This window comes from Thermococcus piezophilus, from assembly GCF_001647085.1.
GTDB lineage: Archaea > Methanobacteriota_B > Thermococci > Thermococcales > Thermococcaceae > Thermococcus > Thermococcus piezophilus.
In genome coordinates, this window is sequence record NZ_CP015520.1 from 1,693,275 (window position 1) to 1,713,722 (window position 20,448).

General features: G+C 50.3%; 23 protein-coding genes and 2 pseudogenes. 16 read left to right on the forward strand and 9 right to left on the reverse strand.

What is annotated here, in order from left to right:
* The first annotated feature begins 33 nt into the window (after positions 1-33).
* Positions 34-255: a type II toxin-antitoxin system VapB family antitoxin gene (gene vapB, locus A7C91_RS09255; protein ID WP_068666891.1), complete on the forward strand. Its 222-nt coding sequence runs from the start codon at positions 34-36 to the stop codon at positions 253-255.
* Positions 236-640, forward strand: coding sequence for a type II toxin-antitoxin system VapC family toxin (locus A7C91_RS09260; protein ID WP_234394365.1), 405 nt, complete (start codon positions 236-238; stop codon positions 638-640). The genes vapB and A7C91_RS09260 overlap by 20 nt, the downstream gene beginning before the upstream one ends.
* Here the strand turns inward: A7C91_RS09260 and A7C91_RS09265 are convergent.
* The 4 genes from A7C91_RS09265 to A7C91_RS09280 all read right to left on the reverse strand — a co-directional run bounded on the left by A7C91_RS09265 (position 637) and on the right by A7C91_RS09280 (position 4,009).
* On the reverse strand, positions 637-1,731 hold the full coding sequence (locus tag A7C91_RS09265; protein ID WP_068666893.1) for a VIT1/CCC1 transporter family protein: 1,095 nt from the start codon (positions 1,729-1,731) through the stop codon (positions 637-639). The genes A7C91_RS09260 and A7C91_RS09265 overlap by 4 nt on opposite strands.
* Positions 1,732-1,816: 85 nt before the next feature.
* Positions 1,817-2,953 carry a tRNA (guanine(10)-N(2))-dimethyltransferase gene (locus tag A7C91_RS09270; RefSeq protein ID WP_068666895.1) on the reverse strand — a complete coding sequence of 379 codons (1,137 nt, stop codon included), beginning with the start codon at positions 2,951-2,953 and terminating at the stop codon, positions 1,817-1,819.
* A gap of 32 nt (positions 2,954-2,985) precedes the next feature.
* Entirely contained in the window at positions 2,986-3,249 is a 264-nt protein-coding gene (locus A7C91_RS09275) for a 50S ribosomal protein L35ae (RefSeq protein ID WP_068666897.1), read from the reverse strand.
* A gap of 106 nt (positions 3,250-3,355) precedes the next feature.
* The gene (locus tag A7C91_RS09280) at positions 3,356-4,009 is read right to left on the reverse strand and encodes an HAD hydrolase-like protein (protein WP_068666899.1); all 654 of its coding nucleotides are present in this window, start codon (positions 4,007-4,009) and stop codon (positions 3,356-3,358) included.
* 82 nt (positions 4,010-4,091) lie between these two features.
* Between A7C91_RS09280 and pepQ the strand changes: the two genes are divergently transcribed.
* A complete protein-coding gene (pepQ, locus tag A7C91_RS09285; protein ID WP_199920136.1) occupies positions 4,092-5,144 on the forward strand; it encodes a Xaa-Pro dipeptidase PepQ in 1,053 nt (350 codons plus the stop codon).
* Between the two features lie 58 nt (positions 5,145-5,202).
* On the forward strand, positions 5,203-6,276 hold the full coding sequence (locus A7C91_RS09290; protein WP_068666903.1) for an mRNA surveillance protein pelota: 1,074 nt from the start codon (positions 5,203-5,205) through the stop codon (positions 6,274-6,276).
* A 13-nt stretch (positions 6,277-6,289) separates the two neighbouring features.
* Here A7C91_RS09290 and A7C91_RS09295 read toward each other — a convergent pair.
* From A7C91_RS09295 to A7C91_RS09305, 3 genes and pseudogenes are all read right to left on the reverse strand, one after another.
* Positions 6,290-7,287, reverse strand: a pseudogene (locus A7C91_RS09295) (AIR synthase family protein).
* A complete protein-coding gene (locus tag A7C91_RS09300; protein ID WP_068666905.1) occupies positions 7,284-8,078 on the reverse strand; it encodes a DUF7411 family protein in 795 nt (264 codons plus the stop codon). Before A7C91_RS09300 ends, A7C91_RS09295 begins: the two are co-directional and overlap by 4 nt.
* A gap of 37 nt (positions 8,079-8,115) precedes the next feature.
* Positions 8,116-8,514, reverse strand: a complete 399-nt coding sequence (locus A7C91_RS09305) for a DUF4870 domain-containing protein (RefSeq protein WP_068666907.1) — start codon at positions 8,512-8,514, stop codon at positions 8,116-8,118.
* A gap of 229 nt (positions 8,515-8,743) precedes the next feature.
* Between A7C91_RS09305 and A7C91_RS09310 the strand changes: the two genes are divergently transcribed.
* The 4 genes from A7C91_RS09310 to A7C91_RS09325 all read left to right on the forward strand — a co-directional run bounded on the left by A7C91_RS09310 (position 8,744) and on the right by A7C91_RS09325 (position 12,551).
* Complete coding sequence (locus A7C91_RS09310) at positions 8,744-8,971, forward strand: FeoA family protein (protein ID WP_068666909.1); 228 nt, start codon at positions 8,744-8,746, stop codon at positions 8,969-8,971.
* 10 nt (positions 8,972-8,981) lie between these two features.
* The gene (feoB, locus tag A7C91_RS09315) at positions 8,982-10,958 is read left to right on the forward strand and encodes a ferrous iron transport protein B (protein WP_068666911.1); all 1,977 of its coding nucleotides are present in this window, start codon (positions 8,982-8,984) and stop codon (positions 10,956-10,958) included.
* 9 nt (positions 10,959-10,967) lie between these two features.
* Positions 10,968-11,222: a helix-turn-helix domain-containing protein gene (locus A7C91_RS09320; protein WP_068666913.1), complete on the forward strand. Its 255-nt coding sequence runs from the start codon at positions 10,968-10,970 to the stop codon at positions 11,220-11,222.
* An 87-nt stretch (positions 11,223-11,309) separates the two neighbouring features.
* A complete protein-coding gene (locus A7C91_RS09325) occupies positions 11,310-12,551 on the forward strand; it encodes a nucleotidyltransferase family protein (RefSeq protein WP_068666915.1) in 1,242 nt (413 codons plus the stop codon).
* Positions 12,552-12,839: 288 nt separating this feature from the next.
* On the opposite strand, the gene A7C91_RS09330 is transcribed toward A7C91_RS09325, so the two are convergent.
* On the reverse strand, positions 12,840-13,643 hold the full coding sequence (locus tag A7C91_RS09330) for a DNA integrity scanning protein DisA nucleotide-binding domain protein (RefSeq protein WP_068666917.1): 804 nt from the start codon (positions 13,641-13,643) through the stop codon (positions 12,840-12,842).
* A 100-nt stretch (positions 13,644-13,743) separates the two neighbouring features.
* Here A7C91_RS09330 and A7C91_RS09335 point away from each other — a divergent pair, with 100 nt between their 5' ends.
* The 5 genes from A7C91_RS09335 to A7C91_RS09355 all read left to right on the forward strand — a co-directional run bounded on the left by A7C91_RS09335 (position 13,744) and on the right by A7C91_RS09355 (position 16,763).
* Complete coding sequence (locus tag A7C91_RS09335; RefSeq protein ID WP_068666919.1) at positions 13,744-14,277, forward strand: UbiX family flavin prenyltransferase; 534 nt, start codon at positions 13,744-13,746, stop codon at positions 14,275-14,277.
* Between the two features lies 1 nt (position 14,278).
* The gene (locus tag A7C91_RS09340; RefSeq protein ID WP_068666921.1) at positions 14,279-14,761 is read left to right on the forward strand and encodes an Lrp/AsnC family transcriptional regulator; all 483 of its coding nucleotides are present in this window, start codon (positions 14,279-14,281) and stop codon (positions 14,759-14,761) included.
* Complete coding sequence (gene cyaB, locus A7C91_RS09345) at positions 14,762-15,277, forward strand: class IV adenylate cyclase (RefSeq protein ID WP_068666923.1); 516 nt, start codon at positions 14,762-14,764, stop codon at positions 15,275-15,277.
* Positions 15,278-15,354: 77 nt separating this feature from the next.
* A complete protein-coding gene (locus A7C91_RS09350) occupies positions 15,355-15,735 on the forward strand; it encodes a hypothetical protein (protein ID WP_068666925.1) in 381 nt (126 codons plus the stop codon).
* On the forward strand, positions 15,735-16,763 hold the full coding sequence (locus A7C91_RS09355) for an endo alpha-1,4 polygalactosaminidase (protein ID WP_068666928.1): 1,029 nt from the start codon (positions 15,735-15,737) through the stop codon (positions 16,761-16,763). The genes A7C91_RS09350 and A7C91_RS09355 overlap by 1 nt, the downstream gene beginning before the upstream one ends.
* Here A7C91_RS09355 and A7C91_RS09360 read toward each other — a convergent pair.
* A complete protein-coding gene (locus A7C91_RS09360) occupies positions 16,738-17,931 on the reverse strand; it encodes a redox-regulated ATPase YchF (RefSeq protein ID WP_068666930.1) in 1,194 nt (397 codons plus the stop codon). The two genes, A7C91_RS09355 and A7C91_RS09360, sit on opposite strands and share 26 nt — an antisense overlap.
* Before the next feature lie 47 nt (positions 17,932-17,978).
* Here A7C91_RS09360 and A7C91_RS09365 point away from each other — a divergent pair, with 47 nt between their 5' ends.
* The 3 genes and pseudogenes from A7C91_RS09365 (at position 17,979) to A7C91_RS09375 (ending at position 20,447) form a co-directional block, all read left to right on the forward strand.
* The gene (locus A7C91_RS09365) at positions 17,979-18,560 is read left to right on the forward strand and encodes an IS6 family transposase (RefSeq protein ID WP_199920023.1); all 582 of its coding nucleotides are present in this window, start codon (positions 17,979-17,981) and stop codon (positions 18,558-18,560) included.
* 221 nt (positions 18,561-18,781) lie between these two features.
* Positions 18,782-19,786, forward strand: a pseudogene (locus A7C91_RS10850) (IS630 family transposase).
* 34 nt (positions 19,787-19,820) lie between these two features.
* Positions 19,821-20,447, forward strand: a complete 627-nt coding sequence (locus tag A7C91_RS09375) for a TIGR00296 family protein (protein ID WP_068666932.1) — start codon at positions 19,821-19,823, stop codon at positions 20,445-20,447.
* Position 20,448 lies beyond the last annotated feature (1 nt).

The window sequence follows — 20,448 nt, forward strand, 5'->3', positions numbered from 1 at the left end:
TCTTTGTATTGCGAAGATGTAAATGGTGATTGTATGGCAGTCGTCAGCGTCCGCGTCCCCGATGAGCTTAAGGCGAAGATGAAAGAGGTAAACATCAACTGGAGTGAGGAGATAAGAAAGTTCATCGAATCAAAGATCCGAGAATACAATCGAAAAAAAGCCCTTGAAGAGATTCGGACACTTCTTAAAGATGTTCCCGGGACAGAGAAAGGAACCGCAGCCAAATACGTGAGGGATGACCGTGATAGTAATTGATGCCTCTGCAATAGCCAAATACATTCTCAAGGAGGAGGGTTGGGAGCACCTTGAGCAATACCTTGCCATGGGGCCCGTGTCCGTAGACCACGCACTCTTGGAGGTCACTAACGCCGTCTGGAAACATTTTGTGCTCTACGAATGGGTAGATAAAGAGATTGCCGAAAAGATGTTCAGGGCCATTGATCTGCTTCCAAATGTAATTCCCTTCGAAAGATTTCAGGGTTACCTCAAAGAAGCGAGAGAGATAGCAGTTGAATGTAGAATCTCAGTTTACGATAGTCTCTACATATCTCAAGCAAGAAAGTACGGAACACTTCTCACAAGCGATAAAAAGCAGGGAAAAATAGCAGAAGGCCTGGGTATTAATGTAATTTTCATTTAGAGCGCCGAGACGTTGAAGAGGGCCTCCATCAAACGGCCGAAGAGGTAGCTCAGGAACGCGGCTCCGAGGCCAGTCGCGACCATCTCTGCGACCTTCTTTCTTATTGAGATTCCCGACAGGAGCGAGATCAGCGTTGCGACGACGGCCAAAGCAGAGCCCGCGAACAGTATAGAGAACGGCAGCGCCGTTAGGGAGCTTGAAGCCAGTAAGTAAGGCGTAACCGGGAATGCGACGCCGAGCAGGTAGGCAAAGCCCGTGTATAGTGCTGCCCTCACTTCGTTTTCATCGGCCTCTGGAATGAGGAGCTTCATTATGGTGTCGCTGTTGTTCGCGAGTTCTTCAGCCACCTCCATTGCGACTTCTTCGGGCATTCCTCCTTCGATGAGCTTATCCAGGAGTTCCTCCTTTGCCCTCTCAGGGGAAACACGGAAGAGAACCTCCATTCTATCCCTGATGCTCTCGTTCACCTGCCTCTGGGAGCGGACAGAGATGAAGCTACCTATAGCCATCGAGAGAGCTCCAGCAACGCCGACGATGAGACCGCTTATCCCAACGAGCTGGGGATTGTGAGGATAGACAGCTGAAAGGCCAGTGACCGCACCGAGTATCTCAACTAAGCCGTCGTTCATGCCCAAGACGAGGTCGCGGATGTTCTCGACGTGGAAGCGCTGCTTGCTCTCGTAGAAGAACTTCTCGTGCTCAAGCTCATCGAGGATGACCTCCCGTATCTTCCTCATTTCTTCCTCGGAAAAGCGGTCGGCGTAGGTCGTGAGATACTTGAAGTACTTCTGTATCGCGCTGTTCTCGCCCATCTCAAGGAGGGAAGCACTCGAACCGGGACCGAGGAGCTTCCTTAGGAGCTTGGTGCTCCAGATGGTGAGCCTCCTAATGCTCGGCTTCGGGACTTCTCCACCGTGCATCACTATGAAATCGTGCCAGAACTTGGCGTGCTTCGACTCTATATTGGAGAGCCTCAGAAACTCTCTCTTGATTTCTTCATCCTTCTCCATTTTGGCCAGCTGGGCATAAAGCACCGAATCTGCATACTCGTCCTTGTAGAACTCCCTAGCGAGTTTGAGCATCTCGTCCATCTGCCCACCTCCCATAAGAAATCCGAAGAAAGGTTAAAATGCCTATCGGAAGATTAAGGAATTTCGACTTCCTGTCAATACGAAATCACTGAAGCTCCCTCAAAGCCTCGAGCACTTCCTCAAAGGGTGCGTCCGTTTTAAGAGCCGTCGGCGAGAAGTGCGTCCTCGTTGCCTTGTAGCCCTTCTCGCGGAGTATCTCGATGACTCCGGCCAGCTTCCTGACCTCGAGGCCGTGCCTTCTGGTTAAAGCGTGGGTGTCGTAGTGGAACGGAATGTCCAGCTCGTCTCTGAGTAGCCCCAGGAACTCGGGGGTTTTCTTCGCGTTGCCGAGCGGGGAGTCCCTGCTCAGCTTATAGAGCTCCTCAACGAACTCCTGGCTCTTCAACGGACCGAGCCAGAGCGGGCCGTATGCTTTGACTTTTGACGGCAGAAAGGCCCTCTCATAGTCAAACCTCCCGCTCGGCTCCTGATACAGATAGCCGAGCTGCTTCATACTCTCGTCGGCCTTCTTTGCACCGCTCCTGAGCCTGAGGAAGGTCCTGAAGTAGTGGTCCCTGTAATAAGCCAGCAGAACTTCAACGCCGAGGTCATACTTCGCCGCGTACCTGACGAGGGTCCCGGTGAGGATCCTAAGACCTGCCTCGTGGCAGAGCTCACCCCTTATGGGCTCTGCAAGGTATTTGCGCAGGCAGGCGTTCCTGTATGCCCCGCAGAGGACTCCGGTGTCGGTCGCGGTGATGGCCAAAACGCCGCGCCTCTTCACGGCTCTAAGGGCCGAATCAAGGAATTCCATCGGCGAGCCGAAGGGGTCTAAGTCAACGAAGTCGAAGTACCTAAACTGCTCGTTCATCAGCCTGTTGGCATCTGCGTTCATTGCCACGAGGGTCTTGTCTCCTCTAAGAACCACTTTCTTCTCGCGGAACTCAGGCTCCCCTGAAAAGTTCAGCTTCAGATTCTCGACTATCAGCCTAAAAGCGTCGGGGTTTATGTCATTGAGCCACACCTCCTCAGCTGACGTTTCGAGGGCGTATCGAATACCCCTTATCCCCGTTGCCGAAAGGGCATCGAGAACGCGCTTTGAACCAAGAACCTTCAGAGCAAGAACGCTTATGTCCCTGTTCAACGCCATGACGGGGTTATAGAAGACAGGGGCATCGTAAATGCGCTCTGCCTTTGGAACGAGAATCCCCACGAGACTTTCGTGAACTTCAACCAGCTTCATTCTCTCACCGAGGAAAGAAAAGGTTGAAACGTTTAAAGGATTTCGACGTAGTCGCCGAGGGCTTGTCCGGGAAGGCCGGGCTTGAAGTAGGCCTTGACCTCTCCCTTGTTGCCGTGGGGCTTGAGAATCTTTCCGAACATCTTCCTGCCGGTTGGGGTTTTCCAGACGACCTTCCTGCCGATGAGCTGGGCCGCCTGCTCCCTGCCCTCAACCCCCAGGAGCTTGAGAATCATGTGGTAGTTGTCCTGGTGCTCCTTGGTTCCGGCGTAGGTAAGGACGATGGCCTTCCTCTTCATCGCCCTCACCTCCACTCGGAATGATTCAAGAACTGGGTCTTTTAAGTTTTACTTTACCCCCATGGAAGAATCCTGAGAGTGGACCGGAGCGTCGTTTGAAGGGAGACTACAGAAACTCCGTTAGGCTTTTATCTATGTCAAGAAGCTCCCTGAGGCCCTTGATCTTAATGAAGTTCTGCCTCTCGAAGAGAAGAGCAACATCCTGTTTGTAGGGTGAGGCCTTTTGGATGAGGAGGGTGTTCTCATCGGTAACGAAGGTGAACCGGCTCGGACTGTCGTCAACCCAGACGAAAGGCTCATCTGGATAAAGCTCCCTGAGGGTCTCAAACTTTTGGAGCATGTCCTTTGTTCCCTTGAAGGTTATGACCTCGTCGAACTCATCGTACCAGTTAGTCTTCTTCATGAAAATGGCCTTCCCACCTGGATAGGTGTGTTCGCCGGAGAAGGAGATTACGTATCTTCCTCGCTCTCTAAGGGTTCTCACGACGTCGCGGGCAAATGGAAAGTCTTTGATGTACTTGGGCATGAGTTGATAGTACTCGTGTATCGTTCCCTGAGCGACGAGCTCGTGGATGACACCGAGGTACTGGTAGGTGAGCTTGCCCTTGATGAAGAGAAAAAGCGCCTTATAATAGTCATCATAAAGGTCGCTCTCTATAACAGCCGGAATCGTCTTCTCGATGGCTATCCTCAGGGCCTTCTCGACGGCCTGCCTGCTGTCAACAAGCGTTCCATCGAAGTCGAATAAGTAAACCACCATAGTTGGATGTATCACGGGTTGAGTTATAATCCTTTTCCTCCCGAAAGGATTTTATTCATAAAACCCATCATCAGGTTTGGTGATTACGATGAGAATCGAAAGGCTCCAGAAGTACATCTTTGAGAAAGGCCTTGATGCTGCTCTAATAAAGAGGAGAGAGAATCTCTTCTACTTCACGGGAAGCTCACCCGTCCTCGGTGGGTATCTAGTCGTCACTCCAGACGAGAGCGTTTTTCTTGTCCCGGAGCTGGAATATGAAGAAGCTAATGAGACCTCCAAAGTCCCAGTGGAGAAGTTCAAAACCTCGATGGAGCTGTTTGACAAGCTCAAATCGTTCAAAATTGAGAACCTCGGAATCGAGGAGAGCGCCAGCTTCGGCTTCGTCAACTCGCTCCGGGAGAAGGTGGGAGTTAAGAACTTCGAATCCATCGATGAGATTATCAGAGAGATGAGGATAATCAAGACGAGGGAAGAAATAGATGTCATCAAGGCCGCATGCAAAATAGCCGATATGGCTATGATGGTGGCCGTTGAGGAGATAAGCGAGGGCAAGCGCGAGAGGGAAATAGCCGCCAAGATGGAATACGCTATGAAGATTAACGGGGCAGAAAAGCCTGCCTTTGACACTATAGTGGCCAGCGGCTGGCGTTCGGCACTCCCCCACGGTGTCGCAAGCGACAAGAGAATTGAAAAGGGGGATTTAGTCGTCATCGACGAAGGGGCTCTCTACAAACACTACCACTCAGATATAACGAGGACAATAGTCGTCGGAAACCCGAACCCGAAGCAGAGGGAAATCTATGAGATAACTCTTGAGGCCCAGAAGAAGGCTGTTGAAGCGGCAAAACCGGGCATGACTGCCAAAGGACTGGATAGTGTTGCGAGAAGCGTCATAGAAGAATATGGCTACGGCGACTATTTCATCCACTCAACGGGCCACGGCGTCGGCCTCGAAATCCACGAGTGGCCACGCGTCAGCCAGCAGGACGACACCGAGCTCAAGCCCGGGATGGTGATAACCATCGAGCCAGGCATTTACATCCCCAAGTTCGGGGGGGTCCGTATAGAGGACACCGTGCTGATAACAGAGAACGGGGCAAAGAGGCTCACCAAGACGGAGAGGGAGCTCATCTAACTCCTTCTTTCACAACTTTTTAAAGTTTCTAGGCAAATTCTTCTAGGGAGGTGAGGAGATGCAAATACTGCACGAGGACCCAAAGGAGGGCAAGGTGAAGATTAAGGCAGAAACCCTCGATGACCTCTGGCACCTCTACCACATCATCGATGAGGGAGATGTAGTCTACGCGAAGACCCTGAGGAAGCAGAGCCAGCGTGCCGACTCTCTCAGGGCAGAAAAAGTCGAGGTCATCCCTGTCTTTCTCGGCGTCAAAGCCGAGAAGATTAACTTTCACAAGTTTGCCAACCAGGTGCGCGTTACTGGACCGATAGTCTACGCTAGCAGGGAAGACGTTCCCCTCGGCAAGTACCACACCATAGCAATTGAAGAGGGGACGGTCGTTACAATTCGGAAGCCCCGTTGGAGGGAGCACCACATCGGGCGCCTTCGCGAGGCCGTCGAGGCTTCCAAGAGGGCTCGCGTGATGATTGTGGTCATTGACGACGGAGAGGCTGACATGGCGCTGGTGAGAGAATACGGCGTCGAGATACTAAGCAGCATAAGGTACAACCTCGGCGGGAAGAGGTACAACACCGACAGGGAGGCCGAAGAAAAGCGGTTCTTCCATGACGTTGCGAAGACGATGGAGGAGATAATGGGCAGGGAGAGGGTAGAAAAAGCTATCGTTGCGGGTCCCGGCTTCGTGAAGGAGGACTTCTACAAGTTCCTCAGGGAAAACTATCCAGGGCTGGCCAAGAAGGTAGTCATAGAGGACACAAGCGTAACGGGCAGGACGGGCATATACGAGGTCATAAAGCGCGGAACCGTTGACAGGGTTTACCACGAGAACCGCGTTGCCAAGGAAGTTCAGCTGGTAGAGAAGGTTCTGGAGAACATAGCGAGGAACAACGGCTTAGTAGCCTACGGCCTCAGGGAGGTAGAAGAGGCCGTGAATTACGGGGCTGTCGAGACCCTCTTGGTCCTCGACGAGCTGCTCAAGGGAGAGATGAGGGAAAAAATAGAAGAGCTCATGGATTCGGTCAGGTACTCCCGCGGCGAAGTCATTATCGTCAGCTCGGAACACGAGGGCGGTGAGAAGCTTAAGGCATTGGGCGGTCTCGTGGCCCTGCTGAGGTTCAGGGTGAAGTGAGATTTCTACGGGTTTATCCCTTTCCGTAAAGCTCCACGTAGGGGTCGCCATCGAAGGTTGGGAAGGGTCTCTCGTCATTCCCCTCCACTAAAATCTTCCCTTTCTCCTCCGTAAACTCGCCGAGCTCGAATGACACAATTCCATTTTTATATAATTCTGCAATTAAAGTATCGGCTTTATCTGGAGGCGTTATCGCTATTAGAGTCCCAGTTGAAGAGACGTTCCAGGGTTCAAGGCCATAGAAGTCGAGAACCCTTCTGACGAGCGGGTCGAGGTAGAGCCTATCTGCGTAGACCCTGAACCCAACCCCCGAGTTCTCGGCTATCTCGTGGAGGGCCGTTAGGCGCCCTCCGTCGCGTCGTGCATGCCCCTGACGAAAGGCTTGGCAATTAGGGCATCAGGAAGGGTGGTCTCAAATGCGAAAAGCCTCTTAAGCCTCTCAATCTCTTTGAAGGTCATGAACTTTCTCAGCCCCTCCTCCAAGAAATATGCGGCAGAAACGGCAAACTCAAGGCCGATCTTGGCGGTGACGATTATTTTATCGCCTGGCTCCGCCAGCGGGAGCTTTAGTTCGTCTTTCCTTACCACACCCATAGCGGTCGTTGTAGCGGTGGGCTCAGTTATAGAGGGGTAGACCCCTGTGTGGCCACCAATTATGGAGCTTCCATACTTGTGGCACTCGGTGTTTAGACTTCTCATGACGTTTTCAAGGAAACTTCTTTCGGTTCTTGGCGGAAAGAGCAGATCAACTATCAGCCACCTGGGTCTGGCACCAAAAACAGCAACGTCACTCGCCGCAAAGTGGTAGGTGAAGAATCCGAAGGTTTCTTCAGGCACACCAAGTGCCGGGTCTGTAGCGACGATTAAGTAGTGCTCGTGGTCGTATTCGAGGACGGCCGAGTCGAACCCCTCCCTCGGCCCGTAACCTATCCCGGGGTCTTCGATGCCGAGATTGGGAAAGACCACCTCCCTCAGGAGGTCGTTGCGAAGCTTGCCGAGCGGGAGTTTCATCTTCCCTCCTCCCCGAAGGTCTCCACGAGCTCCTGAGCTTCCCTCAGCGTTTCCTCATCACAGTCCCAACACATTATCTCAAAGCTCGGGACGCGGACGCTCATACGAACTTTCTTCCTCCTCGCGAGCTTGCTTATCTCGTAGTTCGCCCTGTAAGCTAAATCAATGAGTTCGGGCGTTACAATCTCCCCACGATCTATGTACTGCAAAGGACAGCCTTCGCGCCACTGCCTCCTCCTAGCGTGCTCGTACATGCGGTAGGGCCTTATACCAGCCTCTTCCGCAAGGGCTTCAACTTCCTCGGCGGTGTATTTAATCAGAGGTCTGAAGAAGGGAACGCCTATCTTTGGAATGTTGCAAAGCCGTATGTCAGATTTACACTGGTCGAGGAGGGCACCGATGATTTTGTCATTGGCGTTGTCGCCCTTGGCTAAGATGTCGAAGCCGTTGTTGAGGGCAAACCACTTGGCGTTCCAGAGCATGACTTTCTTGCAGTTGATGCATATCGGCCCCTTCCTTCCAGCAGCCTCCCTGAGAAGGCCCTTAGTAACATCAACGAGATAATGCTCGACCCCGAGTTTCCTGGTAAACTTCATCGCCCAGTTCAGCGTTTCCCTCCAGCTCCAGCGGTGGAGGAAGGTTAAAGCCGACACTTCCAAGCCGGCTTCCTTGAGCAGGTAAAGGGCTAGACTGCTATCTTTCCCGCCGGAAAACATGAGGAGAATCCTCTTTTCGTAAAGTCCGTTTCTATCGGAGAAGTTCACTATGCCTTCCACAACGTGCCCAATCATGGGAAAAAATATAATAGGGGGCTTAAAAACCTAAGCCTCAGACATTCACTTTACCGACCCACTTCTCGGCGAGGTCGCCAAAGATTGGAAACTTGTAGTACTCGCCCTGGTAGGCCTTGATCATTCCGAGTACCCAGAAAATCAGACCCACAAGGTTCACGAGCATGATAAAGATCCCAATGAGAGCCGCAAGTGGGCCGAAGACTGCTCCAAGGATCACACTTATCATCCACAGAACTATCTGAATAATGTTGATCCCGAGGAATGTAATCGTTGACTGCATAGCGTGGAAACGGACGAAATCGCTTTTCTTTTCGAGTACTATAAAGATTATACCGGTGAGCCACATAAGTACATAGGCCAACAGAGCCTCGATGTTCTCGTCTATGCCGAGGGAAGTTTTCTTCTTGGGTTCTTCGGGGGAGATCTCCTCCATAAATAACACACCTCCAGAGTTCAATTAGTTATATTTTCTCTCATCCTTTAAATATCTTTCCAAGTTCCAGAATTTTAATATAAGTTTTAACCTGCAGATTTCGAGTGTGCCTACGTTGGAACCTGAGATTTTCTGATTTCGAACCATTAGGCTTTGTTAGGCTCACCAAAGCTTTTTAAGGTTCTCTATGTATTCAGAACAGAATTAGGATAACCTAACGGTGATGCACATGATTGTACCTTTAAGCGCCCTGGGGCCGGGAGAAAAGGGAATCGTGGTGAACATAGCAGGTGGGCACTACGCGAGGCAGAGGTTGGTTTCCATGGGGCTTAGTCCCGGGGCGATGGTTCAGGTCATCGAATCACACTCGATGGGGCCAATAATATTCTCCGTTGGAGGGTCAAGGTTCGCAATAGGCAGGGGACTGGCGAGCAAGGTCATGGTAAGAAAGCTCTAAGGTGTCTGCCATGATGAAGATTGTTGCCTTGGCCGGAAACCCAAACGTCGGAAAGACCACGATTTTCAATTCACTGACTGGAATGCGGCAGCACGTCGGCAACTGGCCCGGCGTGACCGTCGAGAAAAAGGAAGGAATCCTTGAATACCGTGGGCAGAGATTTTTAGTAGTAGATCTGCCTGGAACGTACTCCCTGACTGCCCATTCCGTCGATGAACTTGTCGCGAGAGATTTTTTGCTCAAGAGGAGTGCGGATGTTGTAGTCCACGTCCTCGATGCAACCGCCCTCATGAGGAACCTCTTTCTTACCATGGAAATACTTGAGATAGGCCTTGACAACGTTATCGTAGCCATCAACAAGATAGACCTCGCGGAAAAGAGAGGCATTGAGATAAACGTCAAAAAGATGGAGGAAGTCCTTGGAGTTCCGGTGGTTTTCCTCAGTGCTAAGGAGGGCATCGGCATCGAGGAACTCAAGGGAAAGATATACCGAATGGCGAACGGAGAGCTGGAGGCCAAGCCTGTTGTTCCAACCTACGATCCAGAGGTTGAGAGGGAGATCCGGCACATAACCGAGGTTCTCAGCGGGACTTCCCTGGCAGAGAAGTACAACCTCCGCTGGCTTGCCATCAAACTCCTGCAGAGGGATGAGGAGGTAATAAAGCTCGTTCTGAGGCACCTTGGCAGTGAAAAGCTTGACGAGATAATGACCCATATAAGCGAGGTCGAAGAGCGCTACAAGCGTGCAATGGATCTGATCATCGCCAGTCAGAAGTACGAGTTCATCGACGGTCTGATGCATAACTTCGTCAGGTACTCCCATGAGCAGAGTGAGACCTTCAGCGACCAGCTCGACCGGGTTTTGACTCATCCGATTTATGGCCTCATTGCCCTCTTTGGAGTATTCTATCTAATGTTCAAGTTCGTGTTTGCCTTTGGAATGCCCCTCCAGGGACTGCTCGAGGAGTCCTTCTCGAGCTTTGGCGTGTGGCTCGCGCCCCACATAGCGAACGAAACCCTACGCGCCCTTCTGGTCGATGGAGTGATAGCAGGAGTTGGCTCGGTGCTTAGCTTCTTCCCGCTGGTGTTCCTCCTGTTCCTTGCCATGTCCTTGCTCGAGGACATCGGCTACATGGCGAGGGCTGCGGTGGTTATGGAGAGGATTATGCGCAAGTTCGGGCTTTCCGGGAAAAGCTTCATACCCCTCGTCCTTGCCTTTGGCTGCAACGTTCCTGCGGTGATGGCCACGAGAACCCTAGACGACGAAAGGGACAGACTGCTGACCATGCTCGTCAATCCGCTCATCCCGTGCAGTGCTAGGCTGAGCGTTATAAGTTTCCTAGCCGGGGCCTTCTTCGCGGAGCGTCAGGCCCTCGTGGCGGTAAGCATATACGCCACCTCCATACTCCTCGCGCTCTTGATGGCCTGGGTCATCAGCAGGTTTGTGATAAAAGGGGAGGAGAGTCCCTTCATAATAGAGCTGCCCGAGTACCTCGTCCCCTCCTGGAAAACCCTCCTGCTCCACTCCTGGGAAAGGAGTAAGGAGTTTATCAAGAAGGCCGGGACGATAATACTCCTCGGTTCAATAGCCATCTGGTACTTGAGCACCTACCCCGCACCGATCGGAACCGGAGGTAGCTACGCAGAAAGACTCGGCAGGTTTTTCGAGCCATATACAAGACTGATGGGCCTGGACTGGAAAGCCGCTGTCAGCCTGCTATTTGGGATAATCGCCAAGGAGAACGTTATATCCACCTACGGGATAATCTACGGAAGCGAGGAAGCGATAGTCGGCATCATGAGGCCCCTTCAGGCCTACGTGCTCGCCCTCGTAACGACTCTCTACGTTCCGTGCATAGCCACCATCGGCGCGATAAGGGCCGAGAGCAGCTGGAAGTGGGCCGCCTTTACGGTGTTCTACATGATAGCCCTTGCCTCATTTGTTGGGATAGTTGTCTGGCACATCGGCATTGTCCTGGGTTTTTGAGGTGAAACCATGCTGGAGCGCATCCTTGAGCTGATAAGGAACGGTAAAGGCATAGAAGAAATCGCCGAGGAGCTCTCCCTTCCACGGGAAGGAGTTGAGGGAGCGCTGAAGGTCCTGGAGAGCTTGGGCTACGTGGAGAAGGTCGAACTCGGAAGCTCTACCTGTGAAACGTGTCCGCTTAAAAGTATCTGCCCTGGCTCTTGCTTCCGATTCAAAGGGGAAGTCTACACCATCACCGAGTTCAAACTCAAAGAACAAAAATGAACATCACATCCTTCTCGTTCACCGTGGGGCATATTTAACAGCCGTAAAATATATAAGTTTTCCGTCCGAGTGTTAAACGGTGATACCATGAAAGCCGTTATTCTTGCTGGCGGTTTTGGAACGAGGCTCAGGCCACTTTCATCGACCAGACCAAAACCAATGGTGCCAGTTCTCGGCAAGCCCAACCTTCAGTACCTTCTGGAGAGTCTGGAAAAAATACCCAAAATCGATGAGATTATCTTATCGGTTCATTACATGAGGGGAGAGATAAGGGAGTTCATCCACGAGAAGATGAGCGACTATCCTAAGACCATTCGCTTCGTCAACGACCCTATGCCACTGGAAACTGGCGGAGCACTCAAGAACGTTGAGGACTACGTGAGCGAGGATTTCCTCGTCATCTACGGTGACATCTTCACCAACTTCAACTTTGAGGAGCTTATAGAGGCTCACAAAGAAAAAGATGGCCTTATCACCGTTGCAGTTACTAAAGTCTATGACCCAGAGAAGTACGGTGTCGTCGAGGTTGACGAGGAGGGCAAGATCGTTCACTTTGAAGAGAAGCCCAAGAGGCCAAAGACTAACCTTGTCGATGCCGGAATATACATGGTGAACAAGAAGGTTCTCGAGACCATTCCAAAGAACAAGGAGGTCTACTTTGAGAGAGAAATCCTTCCAAAGTTTGTCGCCCAGGGAGAGGTTTACGCCCACCAGATATCCCGTGAGTACTACTGGATCGACCTCGGAACGTCAGACGATATCTTCTACGCCCACCAGATAGCAATGGACGAGATAACGAAGCAGAATGGCTACTATACCATAAGAGAGGGTGCAGAGGTTCCAGAGGACGTTGAGATCCAGGGGCCTGTCTACATCGATGAGGGGGTCAAGATAGGCCACGGCGTCAAGATAAAGGCCTACACCTACATCGGCCCGAACAGCATCATTGAGGACAAGGCATACCTCAAGAGGGCCATCCTGATAGGCAGCGACATCGTCAAGGAGAGGGCCGAGATAAAGGAGTCCATACTCGGAGAAGGCGTCGTCGTTGGCAAGAACGTCCTCCTAAAGGAGAATGCCGTCGTCGGCGACTACGCCAAGATATACGACAACCTCGTCATCTACGGCGCGAAGGTACTTCCATGGAAGAAGGTCGAGGAATACGAAGCGTATATCAAAATAAAGCTTGACCCAACCAAGGTCAGGCCGGGTGTTACGCCAGAGCGCTGCCCGCTAGGACTGGTCGAGTGCATCTACACCAAGTTCAAGGCCATAGCCGGCGAAAAGCCGCCCTGTGATGAGTGTATCGAAAACCAGTGGCTTTTCTGAGTCTCTTCTCTTTTTGAGCCTTAGGGCACGCTTTGAAGGCTCGCGAAAAGAATGGAACCTCCGTAAGATAACAGATTGAAATGTGAATCCTATGATATTTGGAGCCTTAAAACGCAAGTTCAACGTTTTTAGACGCCTGAAGGGCGTCGAAAGAGAAGAACTCAAGTTAAACTGCCGATTGAAGAGGAAATCCACTGTAAACAAGCCCCCTCATAGTATAATGCAGCCCCAAATTTAGTCCGTTAAAAGTCAAAAACTTTTGATGAAAATTTGCGCCAGCAATTTCCTTCAGTACCTAATTCTTGGGTTGTACTCAAGGAGCATCAGACCGTTCTTGAAGATTCTTATCGTGCCGCTCTCGGAGAGACTTATGGAGACTGCCTTTGTGAGTTTGGTTATCCCTGCGGCCGCTATGTGCCTGCTTCCCAGTCCGGGTGGGAGCATTAGATCAATCGCCTTGGGATCAACCTCTATATACCTCCCACCCGCAATGATTCTGCCCGTGTTGCTTATGACGAAGGCCCCGTCAAGCTGGGCAAACTCCTTAATGATTTCCTTACTGTCTCTGTCGAGGACGTTTATCTTGTGGCCCTTAAAGGGGTTGGGTATCATCTGGTGGGAGTGCTTGAGCACGTTCCTCGTGTCGCCGATGACGAAGAGCGTCCCGACTGGAGTACCCTCTCGTCCCTCGATGCTCAGCTCAATGGCTATCTCGAGGAGCCGCTGGAGGACGTTCTGGTTCTGGGCAAAGAACCCGCGCATCGCGGAGAGGTTCTTCTTGACCGTTTTGACTCCAATCAGCTCACTGGTGACGTAAATGAAAGAATCCCCTTCCTTGACTATATCGTGCTCGAGGAGAAAAGCAGAGATAAGGTTGAGGATGTTATTTATATCGAGGTTCTGAGGAATGGAGACTCGTTTGATCCTGTCGTTCTCCACATCGAAGGAAGAGCTTAGTATCACAACCGTAACGTCTATATCCGGGATCGTGTTTGGATCAACATCCTCTAAAACAACTAATGCCTTTCCACCCAGTTCTTTCACAACCGTAATCGCGCTCCTTATCATTATCTCTGGGATCCTCTTGGTCATGTCAACCAGCCGTTAATAAACTAACTTCGGGATGTATAAAAACCTACCGTCCTCAGAAAACGTTAAAACTAAGCGTGCCATAGGGCATTTGGTGTGAAACATGAGAATAGTGGTTGCAATAACAGGGGCGAGTGGAGTAATCTATGGTGTGAGATTGATTGAGGTTTTACGTGATATGGGGCACGAGGTTGTGACGGTTGCTTCCAAAACCGGCCTGGTTGTCATAAAGCACGAACTTGGCATTGACTTCAAGCCCGACTACACCGAGGACAACCTTTTCGCCCCAATCGCCTCCGGTTCCCATAGGTTCGACGCCATGGTAATTGCCCCATGCTCGATGAAGACTCTCTCTGCTATAGCCAATGGCTACGCCGATAACTTAATAACCAGGGCCTCGGACGTTGCTTTAAAAGAACGCAGAAAACTTATACTACTTATCAGGGAGACGCCACTAAACTTGATACATATCCAAAATATGGTGAAGGTGACTCAAGCTGGCGCTATTGTGATGCCAGCTTCTCCAGGATTTTACACAAAACCCAAAACTTTGGACGAAATGATAAACTTTATAATTGGAAAAATCTTAGATGTTCTTGGACTCGAAAACGAGGTATACCCTCGATGGGGGAGTTAGTATGATTCAGCTTGATGACCTCGATAGGGCAATACTTCGCCTCCTGAAAGAGGACGCAAGATTAACAATATCAGAAATAGCCGGGAGGCTTGGTAGGCCCGAATCTACAGTTCATTTTAGAATTAAAAAGCTCCAAGAGCAGAACGTCATTGATAAATATACCATAGTTCTTGGCGAGAGGCTCCAGCCCAAGAGCCTTGCCATAGTTTACATACAGGCCGAAACCCCGATCATAGAGGACTTCCTCGAGAGGTACATCCTGTACCTAATGAAAACTCTTTCCATGTTCCCCAATGTCTTGGCTGTTGCAAGGAGTGGAAAGGCCGGGATTATAGCCCTAATAGGTGAAGAGAACCGCGAAAAGCTCAATCGCTTTGTAGATGAAACCATAAGGGCACTCCCAACTCTCAAGAAGGTTGAAGTGTTTCCAATAGATAGCTTCACCAAGGGCAAGGAGATTGTTGGCTTCTTAGTGGGGGTCTAAATGGAGATAGAGATCAAGTTCCGAGTTGAATTCAATAAGACCAAGGCGGCAATAGAGTCTCTTGGCGCTGTATTTGTGGGGGAAGAAATTCAGGAGGACCTATATTTTTCCCTTTCTCTTCCAGAGCTCCTCCGAATAAGGAGGATAGTCAATTTGGGGCGCGCTTTTCTGACTTACAAACGGATTGAAGATTCTGGAAAGAACGAGGAGTTCGATGAGATAGAGGTGGAAATCTCGGACTTCGAAAAGATGCGGGAGATACTGAAGAGGCTCGGCTTCGAGGAGGACATCTGGGTCAGGAAAAGGCGTTTAGTTTACCGGCTCAATGACGTGACATTCGAACTAAGTGAAGTGGAAAGGCTAGGGGCCTTTCTTGACATCGAGGTAATGAGCGACGATGTGAGCTATGCCAAAAAACGGATATGGGACATCTCAAGAAGGATTGGGTTGAGAAAAGAAGACGTCGAACCCAGGCTTTACCAAGAGCTCCTTCACGAACTCGAAGATAAAACGTAAATATATTTACCCTCCAATGTATTAGAGGGGATGCGTATGGACTCCCGCAAAGGCCAAGTTCCCTCGAATATCTCTTTATGATAGCGGCCACGTTGGTGGTAATCCTCTTAGTAATCCGCGCAATAGGCGCAATATCGGCACCGTACTCAACAGCACTCACCGTGGTCCTTGGAAGTATGCCAAATCAAGTGGAGGATCAGGGAAACTTTAAATTAGAAGTCTGGCTGGAGGACAACGGAGACGGTACATACAAGGTTAACTACCGCATATGGGCTGTTAAGGACTCGATAAACGGTGCCAAAGTCCAGCTGGTCTGCTTCGGTCCTGTAAAAAATGTTGCCGGGCTTGACCCCATAGAGCACGAAGGCATCCTTAAGCCTGTAAACTACTGGACACCTGTGCCAGAGAGGGCCTTCCCATCTCAAGTTCAGTTCACCGTTTGGAAGCGGGGCCTGTGATGGGCCCTCTTTTACTGATTTTACTTGGCATGTTGAGCCTATCATTTCCTGTATCCGCAAGTTTTGCGGTTTACTATGGCCCCTTTGGTCCGGACGAAACTGCTCAGCTCGATAAGTTTAACATCCTAATTCTTCCGCCCACCATCGACCCGACCTATGTTTCCTGCCTTTCTGCCAACCACACCGTCGCCGGCTACGTCAGCCTTTCGACCGTTGGCGGCTGGGAACCATGGGCGGAAGACGTTCCCCAGTGGCTCTTCATAGACAAGAACAAGAACTGGAACGAGGAGGTGGTTGACTTTGCTTCGCCGGAATGGGAGCGTATAATCCTCGATGAGGCCGTTCCGTACATTCTCTCAAGGGGTTTTAATGGAGTTTTTCTCGACAATCTTGACTACGTTGATTTGTACCCCTCTAAGAGAGCGGCCGTGGTCGAGCTTGTAAAGGCTATAAGGGAGCGCTATCCCAACATAACGATAATCGCCAATAGGGGCTTTTCGATAGCGAAGGAGATAGCTCCCTACGTTGATTACGTTCTCTTCGAGGACTTTGTGAGCTACTACAACTTCACGAGCGGCCGCTACGAAATCTTTGGCGAAAACGAGCTCGAGTGGGAGTTCGGGCATATAGAGAAGCTCAAAGGCTTAAACGTTTCAGTACTCGCGCTGAGCTACGCCAACCTGAGCGATGAATCGCAGGTGGAGGAGTTCCCGGCTTTAATCTGCGAATACGCCAAAGAATGGAGGATTAAAGACGTTTATCTCACCGACGTGGCTCTTCAGCGGATTGGGGTTGACCCATGCGTAGAGGCGTCAAACCAAAGTCCTGCTGGTACTACCACGACCACATCATATAGGGAATACAACAAAGACACTCTGACTCCAAGCGGTGAAAGTTCACCCAAAAGTTCACCCAAAGAAGCCACAGAAAATGGCGAAAATGGAAGCGAACCCAGGGTTATCTGCGGACCCGCGTTAATAGTGACCCTTCTGCTCCTCGCGCTCACCTCGCGGTGGCGACGATTTTGATTATGTCATTGAACTGGAGCTCGTAGTCCTCTCCGACGCGCCTGTGTGTTTTGGCATTAACAGCGTAGATGAAGGTCTTCCCCAGATCGGTGTGAACCTTGTAGGCCAGATCCCTTGGCGTCGAGCCCTTGGGGAGTAGGTGGACGTGCGGCAGAACGTTGCCGAACTGGTCCGTGAGCTTGTGCTCGTCCTCCACAGGATAGACCGGGATCAGCTGGAGGAGCTCGAAAATGGCCCTGTTGATGACCTCCTGGACGCCCGTGGAGCCGAAGCGGTCGAGAACCCTCTCCTTTATCAGCTGCAGTGCTTTTTCCTGCTTGGTGCTCATCGGCTTCAGGATTTTGAAATCACTCGAACCAGGAACGTAGTCTATGAAGCCCGCCTTGGCCGCTTTTCTAAGGGTCAGCTCCGCGGCGGCACTCGTTGGGACAACTATGTAGCCCCTCTTCTCCCCTTCCCGCTTGAGCCTTTCAAGCTGCTCATCGCTTGCTGCATCAGCCTTGTTGGCGGCTATTATTATCGGCTTGTTCACTTTCCTCAGCTCTCTCACGAAGGCGAGCAGGTCTTTGTCGCTCCACTTCGTCGGGTCGCTGTCCAGACCGAGTCTGTGTATGGCCTCAAAGGCGTCTTCCTCGCTGACGCCTATTCCCGTCAGCTGGTCGGCTATAGCCTGCGCCAACTTGAGGTGCTGGAGCTTTATCCTCTTGGCGAACTTCTCCCAGTTTTTCCTGAGTATGCTGTATATCCAGTAGTCTATCTCCCTCTCGAGGAACTCAATGTCTTCAACAGGGTCGTGATAATCAGTTGGCCGGCCCTCAGCGTCTGTTTTACCAGTAGCATCAACGACGTGGATTAACGCCGAAGCCATCCTCAGGTCGTCGAGGAACTTGTTGCCCAGGCCGCGACCCTCGTGGGCCCCTGGGACGAGGCCGGCGACGTCTATCATCTTTAGGGGGAGGAGTGCAAGGCCGTCCTTGTATTCGTAGTTCTGGGGGTTTGGATTACAGCCGAGCTCCTTGCAGGGGTGCTCCGCTACCGCGTAGGTAACGCCGACGTTGGCATCTATCGTTGTGAATGGGTAATTGGCAATTTGAACGTCAACAAGGGTCGCGGCCGAGAAGAAGGTGGACTTCCCGACGTTCGGCTTTCCTACAACTCCTATCTCCATGCTCACCACCGAGGTAAATTGGAGGAGGGGTTTTAAAGGCCTGCGGTTTGGTAGCGGGGACTGTCGGGATAATTGTTAAAGTGTTGGTGTGGGTTGTTTTGATTATGGTTGTACTGGAATTACTGGTTGAGGAAGTTAAAGTCAGAAAAATCTTCAAGCGAAACAAGAAAGATGTCAGACTAAAAGTCCTGGCCGCAATCCTGTACTACCTCGGAATCTCCCTCAGAAAAACAAGCAGTTTCATGACAGTATTCCAGACAATGAGTCATGAGGCAGTGAGAGCTTACTGTCACAGGCTGAAGAATGTCATTCAACCGCCGCAGAAAAAGAAGCGCAGGCTCATCGCAGTTGATGGGACGAAACTGAAAATCGAGGAGCTGCAAGTTTTTGTTTGGATTGCTGTTGATGTGGATACTCGGGAGGTCTTATCTGTTCAGCTCTCCCGGGGGGGAGTAGTCTGGACGCTTACTTGTTCCTGCGCGGGGTTCTCAAGTACTGTGAGAATAAGCCTGAGTTTGTGGTTGATAAGGGCCCGTGGTATCCGTGGGCTTTTCAGAGGTTGGGGTTGCGGTTTAGACAGGAGAGATTTGGTGAGCGGAGTGTTGTTGAATCTGTTTTCTCTTTACTGAAGAGGAGGACTGAGAGGTTTTGAAACAGGTTTCCCTACAAGTCTTCCTTTACTTCAGTTCAAAGCTGGTTGGAAAGCTTCTTTGCGGTTCATAATTTTCTAGAGGTAATGCCCAGCTTATCCTGACAGTCTCCAACTTGCAAAGAGAAAGGGTTATATCTGTGAACTGGTAATTTATTGTCTTGAGCAAAACTATTTATACTAAAAACAACAACTAAATGCATGGGGAGAAAACGTGTTTATGAAGTCATAAAGCATCTACCAGCAGAAGAACTCGATAGAAAAACCAGAAAGCTCGAAAAAGACACAAGAGTCCTTAAAAAGACTTCATAAGACATCTCTACAGAGGAGCGTTAGGGGGCAGCAGACCTGGTAGGAGTTACTAAAGCCACATTCATGGCTAAAAAGATGGAACTCTAAAGGATACGAAGGCTTAATTCCGAAGTTTGGTGGAGGTAGACCTTCTAAACTCACAGAAGAGCAGAAAGAGGAACTTAAGGAGATTCTAAAAGAAAAAGATCCCTGGACGACGAAAGAAGTTCAGGAACTCATCAAGGAGGAATTTGGGGTTACATATTCTTCGTGGCAGGTCAGGAGAATCTTAAAATTTGGAATGAAATACGCCAAACCCTACCAGAAAGACAGGAAACCGGATGATGCTGAAGGGACTTTAAAAACCTGGCAGAAGCTGAAATCGGCGATACAGTGGGATTCGTCGATGAGATGGCAGTTGAAGCGAGTGCAAACACGGCGAGATTCTGGAGTTCTGGCAGGCCTGTTAAAAGAGCTGCCACCTACGTTAAAGCCAGAGTTGCAGGGTTCTACTGTATAAACGGAGAGAGTGTAGTAGAGTTTCCAGAAAGTAACAGGACTGAAAACTTTATAGCGTTTCTCAGGAAGATAAGAGAAGCTAATCCTGAGAAAAGAATTGTTATCATCCTGGATAACTTTAAAACTCATCGTGCAAAGAAGGTGAGAGAGGAGGCTGAAAAGCTGAATCTTGTGCTGGTTTACCTCCCTCCCTACTCTCCAGATTTAAATCCGATTGAAAATATCTAGAAGAGTGTTAAAAGATACGTTTCCGAGAAATCTCCGTTGAATGTAGAAGAGCTGAAGGAAACAATCGCTAAAGCTTTTAAAAAGTTAACAGAGTCTATATCTTTTGCAAAGAGCTGGATTGAGAAGTTTTTAGGAAATAAGTTTAAGATGTTATGCACTCAACCATAATACCTAGAGACCTTAAGAAAATGTGGTGAGAAACGTGCCCAGGATCAAGGACGAATTAGGAGAGTTCCTTGTTAGGCTTGCAAGGAAGGCAATCGAGGAGTATTTAAACTCAGGAAGAGTCATTAAGCCACCAGAGGACACTCCAGAAGAGCTTTGGGAAAAGATGGGAGTTTTTGTCACTCTCAACCGCCATGGTGTCCCAAAACAATCAGCGCTCAGGGGGTGTATCGGGTTTCCCTTGCCAATTTATCCGCTCGTTGAAGCCACAATAAAAGCGGCTATATATGCCGCTGTTGAAGATCCTCGCTTTCCACCTGTAACGCTTGATGAGATGGACAACATAACCGTTGAGGTGAGTGTTCTAACTCCTCCCGAGTTAGTTGAGGGGCCTCCAGAAGAGAGACCGAAGAAAATTAAAGTTGGAAGGGATGGGCTGATAGTTGAGAAGGGCATTCATTCGGGACTTTTGCTGCCTCAAGTCCCTATTGAATGGGGCTGGGATGAGGAAGAATTTTTGGCAGAAACCTGCTGGAAAGCTGGCTTACCTCCAGACTGCTGGCTCGATGAGGATACAAAGGTTTACAAGTTTACGGCGGAGATATTTGGGGAGGAATACCCAAGAGGCCCCGTGAAGAGGAAGCCGTTAGTTCCAGAAGAGTGAC

Coding starts and splice junctions, on each gene's coding strand:
- A7C91_RS09325 (WP_068666915.1), top strand. CDS start 11,310: ATGAAAGCCGTTATTCTTGCTGGCGGTTTTGGAACGAGGCTCAGGCCA.
- A7C91_RS09265 (WP_068666893.1), bottom strand. CDS start 1,731: ATGGACGAGATGCTCAAACTCGCTAGGGAGTTCTACAAGGACGAGTAT.
- A7C91_RS09340 (WP_068666921.1), top strand. CDS start 14,279: ATGATTCAGCTTGATGACCTCGATAGGGCAATACTTCGCCTCCTGAAA.
- A7C91_RS09275 (WP_068666897.1), bottom strand. CDS start 3,249: ATGAAGAGGAAGGCCATCGTCCTTACCTACGCCGGAACCAAGGAGCAC.
- A7C91_RS09360 (WP_068666930.1), bottom strand. CDS start 17,931: ATGGAGATAGGAGTTGTAGGAAAGCCGAACGTCGGGAAGTCCACCTTC.
- A7C91_RS09260 (WP_234394365.1), top strand. CDS start 236: ATGACCGTGATAGTAATTGATGCCTCTGCAATAGCCAAATACATTCTC.
- A7C91_RS09300 (WP_068666905.1), bottom strand. CDS start 8,078: ATGATTGGGCACGTTGTGGAAGGCATAGTGAACTTCTCCGATAGAAAC.
- A7C91_RS09330 (WP_068666917.1), bottom strand. CDS start 13,643: ATGACCAAGAGGATCCCAGAGATAATGATAAGGAGCGCGATTACGGTT.
- vapB (WP_068666891.1), top strand. CDS start 34: ATGGCAGTCGTCAGCGTCCGCGTCCCCGATGAGCTTAAGGCGAAGATG.
- A7C91_RS09270 (WP_068666895.1), bottom strand. CDS start 2,953: ATGAAGCTGGTTGAAGTTCACGAAAGTCTCGTGGGGATTCTCGTTCCA.
- A7C91_RS09350 (WP_068666925.1), top strand. CDS start 15,355: ATGATAGCGGCCACGTTGGTGGTAATCCTCTTAGTAATCCGCGCAATA.
- A7C91_RS09280 (WP_068666899.1), bottom strand. CDS start 4,009: ATGGTGGTTTACTTATTCGACTTCGATGGAACGCTTGTTGACAGCAGG.
- A7C91_RS09290 (WP_068666903.1), top strand. CDS start 5,203: ATGCAAATACTGCACGAGGACCCAAAGGAGGGCAAGGTGAAGATTAAG.
- feoB (WP_068666911.1), top strand. CDS start 8,982: ATGATGAAGATTGTTGCCTTGGCCGGAAACCCAAACGTCGGAAAGACC.
- A7C91_RS09305 (WP_068666907.1), bottom strand. CDS start 8,514: ATGGAGGAGATCTCCCCCGAAGAACCCAAGAAGAAAACTTCCCTCGGC.
- A7C91_RS09320 (WP_068666913.1), top strand. CDS start 10,968: ATGCTGGAGCGCATCCTTGAGCTGATAAGGAACGGTAAAGGCATAGAA.
- A7C91_RS09335 (WP_068666919.1), top strand. CDS start 13,744: ATGAGAATAGTGGTTGCAATAACAGGGGCGAGTGGAGTAATCTATGGT.
- cyaB (WP_068666923.1), top strand. CDS start 14,762: ATGGAGATAGAGATCAAGTTCCGAGTTGAATTCAATAAGACCAAGGCG.
- A7C91_RS09310 (WP_068666909.1), top strand. CDS start 8,744: ATGATTGTACCTTTAAGCGCCCTGGGGCCGGGAGAAAAGGGAATCGTG.
- A7C91_RS09355 (WP_068666928.1), top strand. CDS start 15,735: ATGGGCCCTCTTTTACTGATTTTACTTGGCATGTTGAGCCTATCATTT.